This window comes from Paenibacillus sp. FSL R7-277 (assembly GCF_000517965.1).
In the GTDB taxonomy this organism is placed as follows: Bacteria; Bacillota; Bacilli; order Paenibacillales; family Paenibacillaceae; genus Paenibacillus_AQ; species Paenibacillus_AQ silagei.
Window position 1 is genome coordinate 16,105 of sequence record NZ_ASPX01000116.1, and the last position, 15,839, is coordinate 31,943.

Consider the following 15,839-nt stretch of genomic DNA (forward strand, 5'->3'; position numbering starts at 1 on the left):
TGTCCATAACGTACAAGCTTACTTGGCTATTTTGGATTTCCGGACATGATTTTATACATTTAGGGTGGTTGGCTGTGACTCCAGCGAAGTTCTGGATTTTCACCCGCTGTAGTCCGCAGATTTCATTATCCAGAAGCCACACTTCTAAATTTCAGCCCTGTTTTTCCAACCATCATTCATGTCAGTATTCATGACGATAATTGTTTTTTTCTCTGTTATTTTGTATTTTTTTGTCTTTTAATTTCTTCATAGTAGTTTTAAAAGTCTATTTGTGTCATATAACATTCCGCATGAAATGAAAACATTCTCAAAACTCTATAAATTTTGTGTAGATTTTACAAATAACCAGTGGTAAAATCTTCTTAATATTTTTCCTAGTAATCTTGACGGAAATAAACCGGATTAATAGAAAAGGAGAATCCGGCTACTGTCTGTAGCAGGAGAGATGTAAGCCAGAACCAACATCATATTGTGGAGGGGATTACATTTGGAGTGGACAAAATTACCTCGTAAGCTATCATTACTAACTTTATCATTGGGTGTGGCTGCAAGTATGATTCCAGGCGCGGCATTCGCCGCCAGCAGCTTGAAGACACCCGTATCAGGCAATCATCTTCCAGCCTTGATTCCAGCGAATCAGCCTTATATTTCTCCACAGATTAACACCAAATCCTCAAATCTTGTCCGGGTTATCGTTCAGCTCAGCGGCCAGCCTGCTGCCGTCGGCAAGTATGCTGCCAGACAAGGAATTACAGCGCTCGCCAATACAGCGACTGAAGCTGCAGTGAACAGCCAACAGGAAGAAGTACTGGATAAGGCTGAAGCCAAGAAGATTGACCTGACCGTCAATTACAAGTACGACACGATTCTGAACGGCTTTGAAGTCACCGTTCCGGCTGACAAAATCCCTGAGCTGGCGAAGATTTCCGGCGTGTCTTCCATTTATCCGAACAGCACCTGGTATGCTCTCCCTGATCAGACAGTGACCGAAGTGACTTACAGAAACGACAATGCTCCCCTGAAGCAGATTCATGCCGATTGGGCGGCTGACCAAGGCCTCACCGGGGCCGGACTGAAGGTCGGTGTAATTGATACCGGTGTGGACTATACGCACCCGGATATTGCCCCGGCTTATAAGGGCGGCTATGACTCCTTCTATCAGGATAATGATCCTTATGAAGAAGTTCCGCTGACTCCTGAAGAAGATACCGAGTATGGCGTAGGCTATGCGGGAACTTACCACGGTACGCATGTAGCCGGCACCATCATCGGTCAGTATGCAGCAACCGGCGATATTGCGCAGAAGGGCGTAGCTCCCGGGGCTGACCTGTATGTCTACAAAGTATTGGGCCGTAATATTGATAAGCCGAACACTTCCTCCGGATCTTCCGCTCAAGTCATTGACGGAATTGAACGTGCGGTCAAGGACGGCATGGATGTCATCAACCTGTCGCTCGGCTCCGATTCCGAGAAGGATGTGAATTCCCCAGATTCCATCGCGATTAATAATGCGGTTCTCTCTGGAGTAACTGCTGTAATCGCTAATGGGAACAACGGAGAAGCAGGTTATTTCTCCATGGGTTCTCCTGCTGCCTCCCAACTCGGAATTTCGGTAGGTGCCGTTAATAGCCCTATCAAAGCGTTCTCCGGTGAGTTCAAGGCAGAGATTACGGGTTCAGTCACTTCAGTGACTTATGACACCTATAATCCGTTCCATGTCATGGCCTATGAATTGGGTCAAACAGACTTTGCCGATATTATTGGAACAGAGCCGGTTAAAGTGTTCTACGCTAATTTAGGCGCAAATGAAGATTACCCGGAAGGAAATTTCGGTGAGAAAACTGTTGTTCTGGTATCCCGTGGCGATCTAGCCTTTGTAGACAAGATTGCTAATGCCAAAGCTCACGGTGCCAAAGCTATTGTGATCTTCAATGGTAATTTCCAGACAGTAGACGGTAAGAAAGTAGCTATTCTGGAAGAGAGCTATACTGACCGTTCTGACTTTATCGGTTCCAACCTTGGCGATGGATATGACAACATCCCTACGCTGGACCTGAAGGGCTCCCAAGGCCGCGCTTTAGCCAGAGCCATTGTTGCTAACGGCAACAAACCTGCTTACTTTACTTTCAGCTCCGAATATCCGATGGATATGACCGCCGGCGATGAAGTGACCAGCTTCTCCTCACTAGGACCGAACTTCGACGGTAAATTAAGCATTAAGCCGGACATCGTAGCTCCTGGTGACGGAGTGCTGTCTACGTGGCCTGCTTATGGCAAAGGTCATCCAGGAACTGATTATTCCAAAGCATACAATCGTATTAGTGGTACAAGTATGGCAACACCGCATGTAGCAGGCTTGGCACTGCTGATCAAGCAGGCACATCCAACTTATACACCATTAGACATTCGTGCCGCTCTGGCCAACACAGCAGATCCTGTGTTCTACCAGGATGCGCCTGAAGATTTCTATCTTCAAGGTCCTGGTCGCGCCAATGTAGAAAATGCCATCATCACTCCGGCCCTGCTGCAATCGATAGAGCCGATCTCTATTCTGGACAAGAACTTTATCCCGCAGAATGTAATCAACTACAATCCGTCTACAAGCTTTGGCACCCTGCTTCCCGGTTCTGAAGCTAGCCAAGTGCTGCAATTAAAGAATATGAGCGATACTGCGCTTACCTATTCTGCTTCCGTGGAATGGAATTATGGTGATCCCAAGCATGTATCTGCGACGCTCGACAAATCATCGGTAACTGCCGCCGCAAAAGGTGCCTCCACGTTCAACCTGAAGGTTACCGTCGCTGCTGATACCGTGCCGCAAATGCTGCAAGGTAATGTCGTCCTGGAAGCAGCAGGACAGCCAACTCTGCACTTGCCGTTTGCAATCAATGTAGATAAGACGACCGAACAACCTGATTGGGGCACAGGCATTCAGGAAGCTGCACTGAGCCAGCCGATCGTCTACACCAATTCAAGTGCTATTCTGAACTACAAGCTGAAAGCAAAAGATATTAACTACTATGAAGTGAATCTGATTGGCTTGGATGATATCAAGAAAGGCTCCTTCCAGGTATCCACGACCGGTGCGCCGGATAAGTTCTTCGAGCCTGGGAACTATAGCACGGTTGTATCATCCACCTATCACCCATATGACCACAATGGTGATCCAATCTTGGATGCTTACGGCAACCCTGCGGTGGCCGGTCTGACCGATGGAGTCTACAAGCTTGAGGTTATCGGCATTAAAGCCAAAGATAACACCAAACCGATCAAGATTGACTATAACAATGATGAATACTACAGTACCTACACCTCATTCCGCTTTATCACTGTCTCTGACAGTGGAAACAATGGCGGCGGCGGTGGTGGAGGTGGCGGTACAGTAGTTACGCCAACACCTGTGGTGGTTCCAGAACCTGTGAAGTCCCTTGTTGAAGAAGGCGTTCAGCAAGTAACGGTAACACCTCTAACCGCATCGAAGGATGGTGTAACGACAGTAACCGTGAGCGACAGCGATCTGAAGGCCGCTCTGGCCAAAGCCGCTACTGTCAAGACAGCCGTTGTTATCTCTCTGATCAGCATCTCAGATAAGTCTGCTGAACTGAGCCTGACTGCTGATCAGGTGAAATTACTGTCCGCCATTCAAGCAGGCAGCACCCTTATCGTGAATGTTGGCGGATCTGCTGTAGCCTTGCCGGTATCCTTATTAGCCGCTTCCCCTGCAGGCCAGAGCTTGAAGCTAGTAATTAAGCAAGAGCCAGACGCAGCCAGCAAGCTGATTGCAGGTACTCCGGGTGCCCAGGTTATTGGAACCCCGGTATCCTATGAAGCTTCATGGACTACAGCTACAGGCAGCACTTACTTGAACGTTCCAACCAACGTGTTCATCAAGCGCACCTTTACTGTACCTGGCAAGATTGAATCCAAGACCGCAGGCGTACTGTTTGAGAAAGACGGACTGGTGACCCCGGTTGCTTCTGTCTTCACACCGCAAGCCGATGGAACAACCCTTGTGACCGTAAGCCGTCCAGGCTTCTCCGTGTATGCAGCAGTCAGCAAACCGGCAGCAGCCTTCACAGACATCGCGAATTCCAAATCAGCGGTTGCCATCCAGACGTTGGCCGACAAACTGATTATCCAGGGAACCTCGGCAACAACTTTTGCGCCGCAGAACAATCTGACCCGCGCTGAGTTCACAGCACTCTTAACCCGTGCACTGGGTCTGCGTACCGATGCTGGCGTAACCTTCTCCGATGTGAAAACAACGGACTGGTACGCCAAGGATGTCGCCGCAGCCTCCAAGTCTGGTCTGATTCTGGGCATAGGCAACGGCAAGTTTGCACCTACGCAAAAAGTAACCCGTCAGGAGCTCGCCGTCATTCTGGACAGAGCGCTGAAGCTGACAGGCACTGAACTGAAGGCTGTAGCCAATCCTTCGTTCACAACCTACTCCGATAGCGCTAAGGTAGCTCCTTACGCCAAGGACAGTCTGCAAGCCCTGACCAAAGCCGGCATCTTCGCCAGCGAAACGGGCATTGCCTTCAATCCAACAGCTCCGGCAACCCGTGAGACAGCAGCCGCTGCACTCTATGAATTGCTGAGCAAGAGCGGATTGATTCAGTAGAACGCTCCGCGCAAAGATTAACACATTTAGCCCCTCCACTTCCTGGATAGGAAGTGGAGGGGCTTTACTATTGTTTATGAAGACAGTAGATATTAAGTAATATCTGCAATTCACCCATTAATCCAAAAAGCTCGCTGAGTGCTGCTTCGTTAATCACTTTTTTTCTGAGCGGCACTACTATTTCAATGGTAATCCCATCAAGTGAAGCAATAATTTCTTCCACTCTTTGATCCATAGCTCCTCCTTATTCGTTATAAGGAAAAGGAAGCATTTTATGCTAAAATCTTAATATCCTACATCTATGTATATTGTTTTAACCTAGTAGCTCGTCAGCTCTAAACGTATGAAAATTACTTTAACTAATGGTTTGCTGAGTGGTTACCTCACCCCGATTAGGGGCAAGGGGGAGGCTTAATTGCAATTCGTACAACTAAATCGTCCGATATGCCTCCTAATCTCCGTTTAGATGTAGTTCGTGCAATTAAAATGCCCCTATACCTGGATTTTCGTCCACCCGGGTAAATGTAGTTGCACAAAATACAATTAGAAGAGGATGTCCATCCGTTTCACTGTTTTTAGTTGTACAGAATACACTTATCCCTGTTTTTTCACTACATACTTCACCGCTTTTATGGAATGAAATCGCTTGTTTAATTCTGATGGACTAGAAGATCTAAACACTAGTTTGGGAAGGTAAAGGTGATTAAATAACATGGATAATAAGGTGGTAGCTAGAGTTAGCTGGATTCCAACGGAACAAGGTGGGAAAAAGAGGTTTCCTTTAATAAACTATTCAACAGCTGCACATTTTCATTATGATGTGGCAGATCGGGATTGGAGTGTTGTACTAAATATTATTTCAAACTATGATAACTATGAAACACTCTGTAATATAGAATTTTTGTTTCCTGAGAAGGCACCGGGAAATTTGCTTTTTGTAGGAAGTACATTTGAACTTTATGAACATAGAAAAGTTGCAGATGGAGAAATAATTGAAATCGAAAAAGAAGAAGTAATGCGTTAAAGTGTTAAACATAAAACTAAGGATAAAGCCCCTTCGTTTCCCATACGGGAAGTGAAGGGGCTTTACTTTTGTATATGAAGACATTAGACAAAACTACTCGTATAACTTCTTAAATTCATCCATAATTTCTTGTAAGTTAGCAAAATCCGAATTATCTATAAGCTCTTGAACTGAAATTTCCTCAGTATCTTGCACCCTCTTGCCAAAGATTTCTCTCATCTTGCTTCTCATTTTAGTAAGATAAGCAGTGAATTCATTTTTAACTTTTTCCTCCTTAACATAACCAGCCTGCACATCCAATTGGGTATATATGTGAAATAAGATTTCCACTAATTCTTTCTGTATCCATTTTTCATTAGTAAGTAATTTCTGCAATTCACTCATTAATCCAAAAAGCTCACTGAATGCTGTTTTGTTAATAACTTTTTTTCTAAGTGGTACCACTATTTTAATGCTGATAGCTTCAAGTGAAGCAATTATTTCTTCCACTCTTTTATCCATAGCTCCTCCTTATTCGTTATTAGCAAAAAGCCCCCAATCTCCTCTTCCAAGATTGGGGGCTTGCTCTAGTTGCTACGCTATAAATTCGTTATCTTTCAGTCTCCCCGAAAAGCCCGCTTCACGCGGTCGAAGAACGACTGTTCCTGCTCATGCGTGTTCTCTCCATTGTAGGAGGCGAACTGGCGGAGCAGGTCCTTCTGCTCATCGCTGAGCTTGCTAGGTGTGACTACGATGACGCGGACATGCTGGTCGCCGACGCCGTTGCCGCGCAGATGAGGAACCCCTTTGCCTTTGAGGCGGAAGAAGGTACCGGTCTGGGTGCCTGCCGGGATCTTGAGCTTCACCTTCTCGGTCAGCGTTGGGATCTCAATCTCGTCACCCAGTGCCGCCTGAGCGAACGTCAAGGGAACCTCGCACATAATATCGTTGTTCTCGCGCTCGAAGAAATCATGATTCTTCACGCGAATCACAATGTACAGGTCTCCGGCCGGGCCGCCGCGTGTGCCGCCTTCGCCTTCACCGGTCATGCGCAGCTGCGCGCCGTCATCGACACCGGCAGGGATACGCACATGGATCTTGCGCTGTCTCTTTACCTTGCCCTGGCCTGCGCAGGTGGTGCATTTCTCTTTGATGATTTTGCCTGTGCCGCTGCAATGGGAGCAGGGACGGCGGTTACGCATCTGTCCAAGCGGTGTATTCTGCACGAATTCCTGCTGTCCGCTGCCGTGGCAGACGGAACAGGTCTCCGGCTTCGTACCCGGCTTGGCTCCGGAGCCGAAGCAGGTATCGCAGGTCTCCGTGCGCGGAATGGTAATATCGGTCTCTTTGCCGAACACCGCTTCCTTGAACTCAATGGTCATCGTATACTGCAAATCGCCGCCGCGCTGTGGGGCATTCGGATCACGCCGTCCACCGCCTCCGCCGAAGAACATATCGAAGATATCACCAAGACCGCCGAAATCTCCGCCACCGCCGCCAAAGCCGCCGCCCATTCCCTGATTAGGGTCAATATGCCCATATTGGTCATACCGCGCACGCTGTTGCCCGTCACTCAGGACATCATAGGCTTCCTTAACCTCTTTGAACTTGGCCTCAGCATCACTGGCCTTATTCACATCGGGATGGTACTGGCGCGCCAGCTTGCGGTAGGCCTTCTTCACTTCTTCTTCTGAAGCATCTCTTCCGAGGCCCAGAACCTCATAATAATCACGTTTATCTGCCACTGCTTTCACCTCCGTACATCGTTAATTCTCCCCATTTACAAGGTAAAAGGAAAGCCAAAACCCGGGATGCCCCGGTCTTGACCTTCCCTCTCACCACCATAGAACTTATCGTCTAAGGTTACCCTTGATTCTTCTCATCGTCAACCACTTCGTAATCCGCATCTACCACGTTATCCTTCTTGGCATTGCCTTCAGAAGCATCCTGGCCCGCTTCAGCGCCCTGCTGCTCCTGTGCAGCCTGCTCATACAGCTTCACGGACAACTGTTGCACAATCTCATTCAGCGCCTCTGTAGCGGCAGTGATTTCTTCCAGGTTGTCGGTTTCAAGTGCAGCCTTCACCTTGTCCTTGGCTTCATTCGCTTTGTCGATCTCGGAAGCATCGACCTTGTCACCCAGATCCTTAATTACTTTATCTGTGGAGTATACGAGCTGGTCAGCACCGTTCTTGGCTTCGACCAGTTCTTTACGCTTGCGGTCTTCCTCAGCGTGCAGCTCGGCATCCTTCATCATCTGTTCCACTTCTGCGTCGCTCAGACCGCTGGAAGAAGTGATGGTGATCTTCTGGCTTTTGTTGGTGCCTTTATCTGTAGCAGAGACGTTAACGATACCGTTGGCATCGATGTCGAAGGTAACCTCGATCTGAGGTACGCCGCGCGGTGCCGGTGGAATCTCGTTCAGCATGAAGCGTCCCAGTGTCTTGTTGCCGTTCGCCATCTCGCGTTCACCCTGCAATACGTGGATTTCCACGCTAGGCTGGCTGTCTGCGAAGGTCGAGAACACCTGCGATTTGCTTGTAGGGATCGTAGTGTTGCGCTCAATCATCTTCGTGAACACGCCGCCTGCAGTTTCAATACCGAGGGACAGCGGAGTGACGTCGAGCAGAACTACGTCTTTTACATCACCAGTCAGTACGCCCGCTTGAACAGCAGCACCCAGGGCTACTACTTCATCCGGGTTAACGCCCTTGTGAGGCTCTTTGCCGGTAAGCTTCTTGATCGCATCCTGTACGGCAGGAATACGGGTGGAGCCGCCGACCAGTACGATTCTGTTCAGATCCGCAGGGGTCATTCCGGCATCTTTCAGCGCTTGACGTGTAGGTCCCAGCGTGCGCTCAACCAGGCTTGCAGTCAGCTCGTCGAACTTGGCACGGGTCAGGTTGATCTCCAAGTGCTGAGGCACTCCGTCAACTACCGTGATGAACGGAAGCGATACTGTAGTTGTAAGTACGCCGGACAGCTCTTTCTTTGCTTTTTCTGCAGCATCCTTCAGACGTTGAACAGCAGCCTTGTCCTTGCTCAGGTCAATGCCCTGCTCTTTCTTGAATTCAGCTACGAGGTAATCCATCACCAGTTGGTCAAAATCATCTCCGCCCAGACGGTTGTCACCGCTGGTAGCCTTCACTTCAAAGAAGCCGTCGCCCAGTTCAAGGATGGATACGTCGAAGGTACCGCCGCCAAGGTCATAGACCAGGATCGTGTGATCTTCCGATTTCTCCAGACCGTAAGCAAGAGCTGCTGCTGTTGGCTCGTTAACGATACGCAGCACTTCAAGGCCGGCGATTTTGCCTGCATCCTTAGTAGCCTGACGCTGGCTGTCATTGAAATAAGCAGGAACTGTAATAACCGCCTGAGTTACAGGCTGGCCCAGATAGGCTTCAGCATCGGATTTCAGCTTCTGAAGAATCATTGCCGAGATTTCCTGTGCAGAATAGTCTTTGCCGTCAATGCTTTCTTTGTGGCCTGTACCCATGTGGCGCTTGATCGAAGCGATGGTACGGTCCGGGTTCGTAATGGCCTGGCGTTTTGCCGTTTCACCAACGATGCGCTCGCCGTCCTTCTTGAAGCCTACAACCGATGGGGTTGTACGCGCGCCTTCCGGATTCGGGATAACGACGGCTTCGCCGCCTTCCATAACGGCAACGCAAGAGTTCGTGGTTCCTAAGTCAATACCGATAACTTTACTCACAGTAATGTGCCTCCTCAGAAATAATGTGAAGCCCGGGGCTTCATCCATATTTATTATCTTATATAGAACAGATCTACATGCTGACTTTGACCATGGCCGGACGAAGAACCTTATCCTTCAGGAGATAGCCCTTCTGGACCTCTTCCGTCACGATGCCTTCCTCGTACTCCTCGCTCTCCACCTGCATGATCGCCTGATGATATTCAGGGTTAAAAGGCTGCCCTACCACTTCCATAGCTGTAAGCCCTTCAGTCTTAAGGACTCCCTCCAGCTGACGGAAAATCATATTCACGCCTTTGATGAACGCTTCAGCGTCTGCACCTGCTGCAGGAGTCGCCAGTGCGCGTTCAAAGTTATCCATTACCGGGAGCAGCTCAGTTACGAGCTTAGATGTTGCGTACTGCGCCAGCTCTTCCTTTTCTTTCTGGGTCCGGCGGCGGAAGTTATCGAAATCAGCCTGCACACGCAAGGTACGCGCCTGATGTTCATCTGCAAGCTCCTGCAGCTTTCTGTATTCCTCATTGCCTGAAGCCGCCTCGCCGGCCTCTTCAGCCGTGAATGAGCCGCTGTCTGCTGTGGTATCAGTCTCTTCAGCCGCAAGATTGTCATTCATCGAGGGGTCATTCTTCTCATTCATTTCCTGAACCTCTTCCTCTTTCAAGTTGTCTTCACCTCCTTAGTATCATTCGCGATGGACTAGTACACTCTGTTCACTTATACCAGTGTGCCAGCATCGCTGTCAAATCCCGGGACAAAATCCCCAGAATACCCATTACACGTGCGTACTCCATACGGGTCGGACCCAGGATGCCGATGCTCCCCAGCGGCTTGCCGTCCAGTGAATAAGTGGCGGTAATCAAACTGCAGTTGGCAAAAGCCTCATGCTTATTCTCTGTACCAATGCGCACCTGCATTCCTGCTTCGCTGCTGGCCGGGGTGAGCATCTTGAGCAGCGTAGGCGTCTCCTCCAGCAGATCGAGAATCGTCTTCACCTTGTCGACGTCCTTGAACTCCGGCTGGGTCAGCATATTCGTGGCTCCGCTTAAGTAAATCCGCTGATCATGGTCGCTTTCCAGCGCCTTATCCAGCACCTGCATTAATTCTTCATAATGGGAGATGTGGCGCTGCATTTCTTCGCCCAGCTCGGAATAGAGCTGACTCTTCAGCTTGTAGAGCGGTACATTGACCAGCTTGCTGTTCAGCAGATTCACGACCTTCTCCATCTCGGAGACAGATATCTCCGGGGGAAGACTCACGGTCCGGTTCTCTACCTGCCCGGTGCTGGTAACGATAATCGCCACAGCGGTCTTGTCATCGAGCGGGAGCAGCTGGAAATGGCGCAATGAAGTATGAAAAACCTCCGGTCCCAGCAGGATGGAAGTATAATTCGTCATATTGGACAGGATCATTGCCGCATGTTGGATAACCTGCTCTGTAGCATTCAGCTTCTCGGCGAAAAAAGCGCGGATCGTGCCCAGTTCGGCCGTTTCGGCGGAATTCCACGGTACCAGATGATCCACATAATAGCGGTAGCCCTTATGGGACGGGATTCTCCCTGCCGACGTATGAGGTTGCTCCAGATAACCCAGATCCTCCAGATCGGCCATTTCGTTGCGGATCGTGGCTGGACTGTAGCCCACATCCCCGCGTTTCGAGATACTGCGCGAGCCTACCGGCTCAGCGGAAGAAATATAGTCATCGACAATGGCATTCAGTATCATTCTCTGGCGTTCAGTTAACATGTTATTCCCTCCTATCCGGCTGTGGCTCCGATTCGTTAGCACTCTAGTGAGATGAGTGCTAACCACTAATACAAAAATACCAAACTGACCTCGGCATTGTCAAGTGAGTTCAGCAACTTGATTGCGCCTATTTTAGTCAAAGCAAGATTTTGTATATTTCACCGCAACCATTTCCCGGACAATGCCGTCCAATACTCAGGGAGTGATAAAAATGCGTTTCAAGAAAACAGCATTATGGGCTATAATCGCAGGCCTCTTAACTGCATTAGCACTTACGGGCTGTACTGGTAAAATCTTACCGGTCAAGTGCATCGGTGTGGATGCGGATTATGCATCCATCCTGCAATGGGACAGCGTCATGTACTACGATGATACCGGTCCTGACCCCGCCCCACTGGGCAAAGGCAAGGAGATCGGCAAAATCACATACAGCAAATCCGAGCAGGAGTGTCCACGCGCTGGGCTGCAGGATGGAGATGCGACAACTCTTAAGACAGGCACACCGCTCTACGAGGTAGAAGGCTATAAGACATCGGCGAGACTCTGGGCGGGAGACCGGCTGTATGAAGCACGCAACAACCCTGACGCCAACACCCTTAACGATCTGCTGGATATCGAGGGAAAAATACAAACTGTCCGTTTTGTGAGCGGCAATGACGGTTCTGACCTCATGGACTTTACCCCGGAGGCCAACGCCGTATTCATCCGCGAATTCCCCAAGCTGGAATACCTCCCGTTCGAGCAGCTGTACAAGCAGACCAAGGGCTGGGTAGGAGACAAATACTGGCTGGAGATTGAGATGACGGACGGGTCCAGCATCGGAATTACTTATAATACACTGTCCCCTTCCTTTAACCCTTCCGCATATGCTACACCGGAGCTTGCCGAACTGGTGGAGCAACAGCGCAAGCTTATCTACGCACAATAAACCGGTATCTGCAAAAAACCACTGTCACCCTGAAGCATCAGCTTCCAGGTGAACAGTGGTTTCTTATTATATAGTTTACCGGGGGCTAGAGCCCGCCGGATTAGTCCAGTCTCTTCAGCACGGCGATCTCGTCGCAGGCATGCTGCTTCTTGCAGTTCACACAATCGGTCCAGACCTTCTCGGGGAAAATCTCCTTCTGCACCACATCGAAGCCGTTCTTAAGGAAGAAGTCTACAGCATAGGTCAGTGCCATAATCTTCGGAATCTGCTGGCGTCTCGCTTCTTCAACCAGCTTCTCCAGGATCATCGTTCCTACACCTTTGCCCTTGCCTGCATCATTCAGGCCAATCGAACGGACCTCCACAAGATCACTTCCGAGCCGGAACAAGGAACCGCAGCCGACAAACTTGCCGCCGATCTCAGCGATCACGAACTGGTCGATCTGGCGGGTCAGTGCTTGCCTTGAACGGGGCAGCATAATCCCCTGCCTGGCATACTCCTCTATCATCAGATACAGCGGCTCTACATCCTCCACCGTAGCATTTCTGCATATCACTTGCTGCTCTCCTGCTGGAGAAGCCTCTTGGAAATGATCCGTTTTGACAAGCACCTTGACTCACCCCTTGTTGTTAATATGAATAAATATACAACAAGGTGAATTACAATTCAAGAGGTATTTCAAAATTAAACCTCTGTCAAAGCACCGACAAATTCCCCGAAAACATCGTTGCCGAACAGGATTCCCTGCTTGCTCAGGCGATAGGTGTCCCCGGCCTGCTCCAGCAGCCCGGCCTTCAGCATTTTATGCAGCGGCCCTGCAAAAACAGCCTCCAGCGGCTTTCCGAATTGTGAGCGGAACGCCGCATCCGACACCCCTTCGCGCATCCGCAGGCCAACCATCATGAAATCCTCCATCGCCTCCTGCTCGGAGATCTCAAAGCTGTCCAGACGCGGCAGCCCGCTGCGCGAAGCCTCGTTATACGGGTTCACGCCCTTGATATTCATGTGCCGCTGCCGGCCCACATATCCGTGCGCCCCTGCGCCCAGACCGTAATAATCCTCGTTGCGCCAGTACGTGATGTTGTGGCGGCTCTCCAGCCCCGGCTTGGCAAAATTACTGATCTCATATTGCGTATACCCCGCAGCCTCCATGGTAGACATAAGCAGCAGGTACATCGCCAGCTCATCCTCTTCATTCGGCAGCGGAAGCTTGTTCTTGTTGAACAGAGTGTGGAACAGCGTGTTCTCCTCCACCTTCAGGCTGTAGATGGAATAATGCGGAAGGTCCAGCGCCAGCGCCTTGTCGATACTCTCTCTAAGCATATCCACCGTCTGGTTCGGCAGGCCGAACATCAGATCCAGCGACAGGTTATTAAGCCCGACCGCACGGGCATTCTCCAGACTGCGGTATACGTCATTCACATCATGAATCCGGCCGATTCCGCTCAGCAGCTCATTCTGGAACGCCTGCACCCCGAAGCTGACCCGGTTGACGCCGCCTTCCTTCATGACTCTGAGCTTATCAATATCGGTAGTTCCGGGGTTAGCTTCCATAGAGAACTCAATATTCTCGTCCCACTGCGGAAAATGCCTGCGGACCGATTCCAGGAAATAAGCCATCTCATCAGGCTTGAGGACAGTAGGCGTACCCCCGCCGACAAAAATCGTCTTGATCACACCCGGAGGCGTGTGCTGCACGGTCAGCTCCATCTCGCGGTCAAGCGCATGGAGATAGTCCATCACCGGCTGGTCCTTCAGCACGTAAGAGTTGAAATCACAATAGAAGCATTTATTGGTGCAGAACGGGATGTGAATATATACGGCCTCAGGGGGACGGCCATGGTGTGCAGTGCTCGTAGCTGTATTCATTAGCTGTCTCCTTTGTTCTATTAATATACAGGCCTGCCACACTACCTGCTGCTAAAAAGCAAGAAGAAACGGCTGCACCGCCCTGCGTAGGACGGCACCCGTTTCTGCGATAAACCGAAAGCTCCGGGGGAGCTTATATGCTGCTACTCAATCTGAAGCACGGCCATGAACGCTTCCTGCGGCACCTCGACGCTGCCGACCTGCTTCATGCGCTTCTTCCCTTCCTTCTGCTTCTCCAGCAGCTTCCGCTTACGCGAGATATCGCCGCCGTAGCATTTGGCTAATACGTTCTTGCGCATGGCCTTAACGGTCTCACGCGCAACCACCTTCGTGCCGACGGAAGCCTGAATCGGCACCTCGAACATCTGGCGGGGGATAATACCGCGCAGCTTCTCACAGATGACCCGGCCGCGGTTGTAGGCGCGGTCGCGGTGAACGATGAAGGACAGTGCATCGACCTGCTCATTGTTCAGCAGGATATCCATCTTCACGAGATTGGACTGGCGGTAACCGGAGATCTCGTAATCGTAGGATGCATAACCCTTCGTGCCGGATTTCAACTGGTCGAAGAAGTCGTAGACGATCTCGGACAACGGAATCTCGTACGTAATGGTTACACGGTTGCTGTCCAGATACTCCATGTTGACGAATTCGCCGCGTTTGTTCTGGCACAGCTCCATAACGGTTCCCACGAAGTCGTTAGGCACGATAATGGCTGCTTTGACATACGGCTCTTCGATGAAGTCAATCGTCCCGATCTCCGGATAATGCGACGGATTGTCGATCTGAATGGTCTCCCCGTTCGTCAGCTTAATGCGGTAAATAACGCTCGGCGCGGTAGTAATCAGCGGCAGATTGAACTCGCGTTCGATCCGCTCCTGAATAATCTCCATATGCAGCAGCCCCAGGAAGCCGCACCGGAAGCCAAAGCCAAGGGCGCTGGAGCTCTCCGGCTCGAAGCTCAGGGAAGCATCGTTCAGCTGCAGCTTCTCCAGCGCTTCACGAAGGTCATTATAATCAGAGGTCTCAATCGGATAGAGACCGCAATAGACCATCGGATTAATTCTGCGGTAACCCGGCAGCGGCTCAGCAGTCGGACGCTTGGCATCCGTCACGGTATCACCGACACGAGTGTCGCCCACATGCTTAATCCCGGCCACAATGAAGCCGACATCGCCGATGTTCAGCTCGGGTACAATGGTCATACGCGGCATGAATGCCCCCACCTCAATAACCTCAAAGGTTTTATCAGTGGCCATCATTCTGATCTTGGAACCGGCACGGATACTGCCGTCCATTACGCGGACATAGACGATTACGCCCTTGTACGGGTCATAATGGGAGTCGAAGATCAGCGCCTTAAGCGGTTCTTCCGAGTTTCCAGTCGGCGCCGGAACCTGCTTCACGACCTGCTCCAGAATCTCCTTGATGCCAATGCCTGCCTTAGCGGAAGCCAGAACGGCTTCGCTGGCATCCAGCCCGATGACATCCTCAATCTCCTGCTTCACCCGTTCAGGATCTGCATTCGGAAGATCGATCTTGTTGAGTACCGGAAGAATCTCCAGATTGTTGTCAAGCGCCAGATACACGTTGGCCAGCGTCTGGGCCTCAATCCCCTGGGCTGCATCCACTACCAGAAGAGCGCCTTCACAGGCAGCCAGACTGCGGGATACCTCATAGGTGAAATCGACATGCCCCGGTGTGTCAATCAGATTCAAATAATATTCCTGGCCGTCATCGGCACGGTACGTCAGGCGTACGGCCTGCAGCTTGATGGTGATGCCCCGCTCGCGCTCCAGATCCATCTGATCCAGAACCTGCTCCTGCATTTCACGCGAAGTCAGCGCACCCGTATACTCCAGAATGCGGTCAGCCAATGTCGATTTGCCATGGTCTATATGTGCAATAATCGAAAAATTGCGAATTTGTTGTTGTCGTTTCTGAACGTCAGTCATTCCTTAC

Annotated in this window: 12 protein-coding genes; 3 read left to right on the forward strand and 9 right to left on the reverse strand. The window is 50.4% G+C overall.

Annotation, left to right across the window (positions count from 1 at the left end; all coding sequences use genetic code 11):
- Positions 1 to 586 precede the first annotated feature (586 nt).
- Complete coding sequence (locus C173_RS35575) at positions 587 to 4,624, forward strand: S8 family serine peptidase (RefSeq protein ID WP_327196507.1); 4,038 nt, start codon at positions 587 to 589, stop codon at positions 4,622 to 4,624.
- Between the two features lie 67 nt (positions 4,625 to 4,691).
- Here C173_RS35575 and C173_RS34400 read toward each other — a convergent pair whose 3' ends face one another.
- A complete protein-coding gene (locus tag C173_RS34400; protein ID WP_155991689.1) occupies positions 4,692 to 4,859 on the reverse strand; it encodes a hypothetical protein in 168 nt (55 codons plus the stop codon).
- Between the two features lie 477 nt (positions 4,860 to 5,336).
- Here C173_RS34400 and C173_RS29765 point away from each other — a divergent pair, with 477 nt between their 5' ends.
- Positions 5,337 to 5,648, forward strand: a complete 312-nt coding sequence (locus C173_RS29765) for a hypothetical protein (protein ID WP_036732226.1) — start codon at positions 5,337 to 5,339, stop codon at positions 5,646 to 5,648.
- A 93-nt stretch (positions 5,649 to 5,741) separates the two neighbouring features.
- Here C173_RS29765 and C173_RS29770 read toward each other — a convergent pair whose 3' ends face one another.
- From C173_RS29770 to hrcA, 5 genes are all read right to left on the reverse strand, one after another.
- Positions 5,742 to 6,149: a hypothetical protein gene (locus tag C173_RS29770; RefSeq protein WP_036732228.1), complete on the reverse strand. Its 408-nt coding sequence runs from the start codon at positions 6,147 to 6,149 to the stop codon at positions 5,742 to 5,744.
- Between the two features lie 95 nt (positions 6,150 to 6,244).
- Entirely contained in the window at positions 6,245 to 7,372 is a 1,128-nt protein-coding gene (dnaJ, locus tag C173_RS29775; protein WP_036732230.1) for a molecular chaperone DnaJ, read from the reverse strand.
- A 118-nt stretch (positions 7,373 to 7,490) separates the two neighbouring features.
- Positions 7,491 to 9,338, reverse strand: a complete 1,848-nt coding sequence (gene dnaK / locus C173_RS29780) for a molecular chaperone DnaK (protein ID WP_036732232.1) — start codon at positions 9,336 to 9,338, stop codon at positions 7,491 to 7,493.
- A 73-nt stretch (positions 9,339 to 9,411) separates the two neighbouring features.
- Entirely contained in the window at positions 9,412 to 9,999 is a 588-nt protein-coding gene (grpE, locus tag C173_RS29785) for a nucleotide exchange factor GrpE (protein ID WP_036732234.1), read from the reverse strand.
- 49 nt (positions 10,000 to 10,048) lie between these two features.
- Positions 10,049 to 11,080 (reverse strand): heat-inducible transcriptional repressor HrcA, encoded by a 1,032-nt coding sequence (hrcA, locus tag C173_RS29790; protein ID WP_036732236.1) that lies wholly within the window; start codon positions 11,078 to 11,080, stop codon positions 10,049 to 10,051.
- A 211-nt stretch (positions 11,081 to 11,291) separates the two neighbouring features.
- Here hrcA and C173_RS29795 point away from each other — a divergent pair, with 211 nt between their 5' ends.
- Positions 11,292 to 12,008 carry a hypothetical protein gene (locus tag C173_RS29795; RefSeq protein WP_036732238.1) on the forward strand — a complete coding sequence of 239 codons (717 nt, stop codon included), beginning with the start codon at positions 11,292 to 11,294 and terminating at the stop codon, positions 12,006 to 12,008.
- A gap of 100 nt (positions 12,009 to 12,108) precedes the next feature.
- On the opposite strand, the gene C173_RS29800 is transcribed toward C173_RS29795, so the two are convergent.
- From C173_RS29800 to lepA, 3 genes are all read right to left on the reverse strand, one after another.
- Positions 12,109 to 12,618 (reverse strand): N-acetyltransferase, encoded by a 510-nt coding sequence (locus tag C173_RS29800; protein WP_155991690.1) that lies wholly within the window; start codon positions 12,616 to 12,618, stop codon positions 12,109 to 12,111.
- Positions 12,619 to 12,692: 74 nt separating this feature from the next.
- Positions 12,693 to 13,877, reverse strand: coding sequence for a radical SAM family heme chaperone HemW (gene hemW, locus C173_RS29805; RefSeq protein WP_036732240.1), 1,185 nt, complete (start codon positions 13,875 to 13,877; stop codon positions 12,693 to 12,695).
- Positions 13,878 to 14,020: 143 nt separating this feature from the next.
- Entirely contained in the window at positions 14,021 to 15,832 is a 1,812-nt protein-coding gene (gene lepA, locus C173_RS29810) for a translation elongation factor 4 (RefSeq protein ID WP_036732242.1), read from the reverse strand.
- Between the last annotated feature and the right edge of the window lie 7 nt (positions 15,833 to 15,839).